Raw genomic sequence first — 5,047 nt, 5'->3', positions numbered from 1 at the left:
TCGGACGGCATTTCCCCCGCCAAATGCCCGGCCAAACCCTCCAGGGTGTCGTACTCGAAAAACACGGCGGGCGTCAGCCGGGTTCGGTAACGCTCGTTGATGGCGTTGGCGAACTGGGTGAAGGACACCGAATCGAAGCCGTATTCCCCCAGCGGCACATCCGCCTCGATGTCGCCCGCCGCCACCTTGAGCAGTTCGGCGATGATCCGGCGCAAACCGGGGCGAAGGTCCGGGACAGCCGCCGCCGACGCGGGTTGGGATTGAATTGAAGGGATGGCGGACATGGGCGCAGCGATGGGTATGGACATAGGTTTCGGATTGGCGGGTTGAACGCCCAGCGCCTCGTCGATCCGGGCCGCATCGCCATAGGCCACGATGAGTTCGGCGGATTCGGCCCCGCCCGCCCAGGCCAGGCCCGCCTCGAAAGCCGCCAAAGCCGCCGAGGTGGGCAGGGGCACCAGACCCAGGTTGTTGCGCAACAAGGCCGCTTCGGTGTCGCCGAGCCGCATCCCGCCCTCTTCCCACAACGGCCACGCGATGGAGAGGCTCGCCCCGTGGCGTCGGCCTTCCTTAACCCAAGCGGCGCGGCGGCGGGCGAAGGCATCGAGGAAACGGTTGGCGCTGGCGTAATCGGTCTGGCCCAGGTTGCCGGTGCGGGACACGATGGACGAGAACAGCACGAAGAAATCCAGCGGTTCGTCACGGGTGGCGTGGTCCAGCACCAACGCGCCGCGCAGCTTGGGGTGCAGCACGCGGGCGAAGGCGTCCGGGGTTTTCTTCGCCAGTAAGGCATCGGCCAGCACCCCGGCGCTATGAACCACCCCATGCAGAGCGCCATGGCGGCGGACGATCTCCACCACCCGGCGCAGCATGGCGGGCTGGGTGGCGTCGGCGCGGATGTAGTCCACCCGCGCCCCCAGCCGTTGCAGTTCGGCCACTTCCGCGCCCGGCGCCCGCCGCCCCACCAAGACCAGCCGCGCCCCGGCCCGCTCGGCCAGGTAACGGGCGAAGATCAAGCCCAACCCGCCCAACCCGCCAGTAATGAGGTACACCCCGCCCCGCCGGAGCTTGGGCGGCAGGGAACCGGCAGACATGGGCATGCTGCGCTGAACCACCCACTGAACATCTTGCCCCCCCTCCCTCTGGGAGAGGGTTGGGGTGAGGGGGGATATAAGAGGCTCCGCCCCCGCCCGGTAACGCCCGCTGGCATCGCGCCAGATTTCCGGGGCGATGGCGGGCTGGGTGAGTTCTTCCAACAAAAAGCCCGCCAGCGCATCGGCGTTCAAATCAGATTCGGCCAAGAACAACGCCCCCAGCGCCATCCCCGGCTGCTCCATCCGCAAGCTGCGCAGGAACCCCGCCACGGCTTCCGCCTCCGGCACGGGCGTATTACGGTCGCCATGATCCAGCACCAAGCCGCGCAGCCGGGACAGCCGCCGCGCCGCCAGCGCCTTGGTCCAGGCCAAGAGCGCCCGGAGTCCATAATCCAAGCGCTGTTCCAAGGGCGCGGCCCACGGCGCGGGTGTCCCGGCCAGATCGACGGGCGGCTGACGGTAGGGCCAAGCGAATAAGCAATGACTGGGGCGTCGGCCCGATTCGGCGAGTTCATCCAGCAGCCGGGCGTAATCCGCCTCGCTGTCGGGCCGCACGGTGTACGAGCCATCGCCCAAACACTCGAAGCCCGACCCAGGCCGCACCAAGCTCAAGCGGGTTTCCGGCAGGTGCCGCCGCAGCGTCTCGAACAAGCCGGTCTCGGTATCGAACAGCACCAAATCGGCCCCCGCGAGGTCAACGCCTTTCAGCGCGGCGGCGGGCGCGGCCTGCCAAGCGGGCCGGTACAAACGGAGTTCACCCGCCTTCGCCTCGGGGCGTGCCAATGTCCGCAGCAACCGCATCCCGGAATCCCGCAGACTGGCGACGGCTTGCCCGGTGGCGTCGTAGAGGTCGATGTGCAGACTGGCGATTTCCGCCCCGGCGGACCCAGGCCGCGCCGGACGCACCCAGGCATAAAGCGGGGAAACCAAGGGCCGCGCCACGTCCAACGCGCCGATGGCGTAGGGCAGGCAGCCGGTGACATCCTCGCCCAGCAGCGCCAAGGAGGCTTGCAAAGCGCCATCCAACAAGACCGGATGCACGGGCGAATCTGGGTAAAGGGCGACGTGCGCGGTCGGCAACACCAGCCGGGCCAGCGCCTCATCGCCCCGCCGCCGCAAGGATTCGATGGGCCGGAACGCCGGGCCATAGCGGAAACCCAGCCGCTCGTAGCGGGCGTAAATGTCCGCCGGATGCTGTGCCGGGACGCCTTCCCATCCCGCCAAATCCAAAGGCGGCACGGCTTCCGCCGGTTCGCGGGACAAGCGCCCCGACGCATAGCGCGGCGCGTCGGCACCTTCCCCCGCCAGCAAGCGGAAACGCCACTCGCCGTCCGGTTCGGCGGTCCAGTCCAAGCGGGCGCTTTCCGCCTCGCCGGACACCGGGCGCTCGAACACCACGCCCGCCAATCCTGCCACCTTGCCATCCACGCCTTCCCGCGCCGTGACCAGCGCCATTTCCAGAATGGCCGCGCCGGGCAGGAGGGGCCGTCCAGCCACCGCGTGATCCTTCACCCAATCGCGGGCCGCCGCCAGATTCACCCGCCAGGACCGCACCGCGTTGGCCGCCGGGCCGATGTCCAGCCAAGGGTGGGCGGGCGCTGGCGCGGCTTCCGCTGTCGGACGCTGCGGGGCGGGTTCGATCCAATAGCGGTCGCGCTTGAAAGGGTATGTGGGCAAGGACAGCCAAGCGCCGGGCCGGGTGCGGTGATGGGCGGCGAAATCCGGCTCCAGCCCGGCGGCGAAAGCGCGGGCCAGGGTTTCCGGGCGCAAGTCGGCGTAATCCTCGGCGCGTTCCGGCAAAGCCACGCCGCGATGGGGATTGGCGCGGTCGCGGACATGCCCGGTAAACAGCTCACCCCGGTTCTCGGCGTAGTCCTGCAACTGGCAGCGAAGGTCCGCCAGGTCGTCGGCCACCACCGCCAGCCGGACCTCAAAAATCTCCCTGCCCAGATTCAGCGTGTGGGCCACATCGGCCAACTCCGTGACGGGATGCTGGCCCAGCCAATCCGCCAACTGTCCCGCCGCGACCCGCAACCGTTCTTCGTTGCGGGCCGATAGGCACACCACAGCCGGGCCAACGGCGGCGCGGGCGGGGATGGGTTCGCGGTATTCCTCGACGATGACATGAGCATTGGAGCCGCCCGCCCCGAACGAACTCAGCCCCGCCAAGCGCGGCTTTCCGGCGGAGGCATCCCAGACGGTGGCTTGCCGCGCCACGGTGAACGGCGTATCGGCGAAGGCTATGCGCGGGTTCAGTTCGGCGCTGTGCAGGCTGGGGGGAATCAGCCCGTGCCGCAGGCACAGCAGCACCTTAATCAGCCCGGCCACGCCCGCCGCCGCTTCCAAATGGCCGATGTTGGACTTGACCGAGCCGACATGGCACGTCTCCCGCCCGGTCCCGTGCTGGCCGAAAGCATTGGCGAGACCCCGGATTTCGATGGGATCGCCCAGCGCGGTGCCGGTGCCGTGGCATTCCACATAGCCGATGTCGCGGGCGTCCACCCCGCCCCGCGCCAGGGCGGCGCGGATCAATTCGGCGTGGGCCTCGGGATTGGGCACGGTGAAGCCGGTGGCCCGCCCGCCGTGGTTGGCGGCGGACGAGCGGATGACGCCATACACCCGGTCGCCGTCGGCCAGGGCGCGGTCCAAGGGTTTCAACAGCACCATGCCGACGCCCTCGCCCGGCACATAGCCATCGCCGCCCGCGCCGAAGCTGCGGCAACGCCCGTCGCTGGACAGGAACCGGGCCTGACTCAGGTAAACCAGCTTGGAAGGGTGGAGGGTCAGGTTCACCCCGCCCGCCAGCGCCATCTCGCAATCCCCCGCCAGAAGGCTTTGGCAGGCCAGATGCAGGGCCGTCAAGGACGACGAGCAGGCGGTGTCGAGGGCCACGCTGGGGCCGCGCAAATCCAGGCTGTAGGACACCCGGTTGGCGATGGCCCAGTATTGCGAACCCGGCCCCTGATAACGCCCGGCCAGGAAGCCGTGTTCGTGGCTGAACAGCGAATATTCGTTCCACATGGTGCCGACGAACAGGCCGGTCGTGCGCCCGCGCCGCCGCCGCGCCGCCCCGTAGCCCGCGTCTTCCAGGGCCGCGAAGGTGGTTTCCAGCAGCAGGCGTTGCTGCGGGTCCATCTGCTCGGCCTCGCGGGGCGAGACGTTGAAGAACAGCGCGTCGAAGCGGTCCACAGCGTCGATGAAGCCGCCCCATTTGCCGTAGCTGGCGGTTTCGCCGCCCATGGCCGGGTCGAAATAGCGGCGCAAATCCCAGCGCTCGGGCGGGATTTCCCGGATAGAGTCGCGGCCCGCCCGCAGGTTTTGCCAATAAGCCGCCACGTCCGGCGCGTCGGGGACGCGCCCGGCGAGGCCAAACACGGCGATGGCGTAGCCCGGTTTCTCATCCCGGCCAGTCCTGCCACCGTTCGCGCTGAGGTAACGCAACGCGGACGCCGACTGGCCCGGCGATTCCCGTCTCGTTGGCTGGGTCAGATCGGCGCTCGGGGCGAACGGGGCGGATTCCACGACGGCCTTGACGGCGGGCGTTCGGCCCGGCAAATCGCAGACGGGCTGGCGGGCCAGATAGCCGGTCAAGGCTTCCGCGTTGGGATATTCAAACAACAGGGTCGGCGGCAGCTTGGGGAAGACGCGGCCCAATTCCTCCTGCAACTCTTGCAGCAGCAGCGATTCCAGGCCCAGGCTGAAAAACGACTCGTCGGCGCGGATGGATTCAGGCTCGGTGCCGACATGGCGAGCTAGGGTGTCCAGCACATAGCGCCGGACCTGTTCGCGGTAATTTTCGGTGGGTTCGGTTACGGTTTTCGGGTTTGCCGATGGTACGGGGGCCGGGCTTTCCTGCCGCGCCGCGTCCGGTTGGAATTGCTCCGAATGGTGAACCAGCACCGCGCCCGCCGCTGTCCCGAACAGCGTCGCGAAGGCCGCGAGTCCCGCGCCGG

General features: G+C 68.8%; 1 protein-coding gene. It reads right to left on the bottom strand.

Annotated elements, in window-relative coordinates; genetic code table 11:
- On the bottom strand, positions 1-5,047 hold a 5,047-nt coding region (locus ACXWUF_RS18195), incomplete at both ends, for an SDR family NAD(P)-dependent oxidoreductase (protein ID WP_458503335.1).

The organism is Methylomagnum sp. (genome assembly GCF_054333355.1).
The sequence above is the reverse complement of the archived record's forward strand: the minus strand, read 5'-3'. Positions and strand labels throughout refer to the sequence as shown.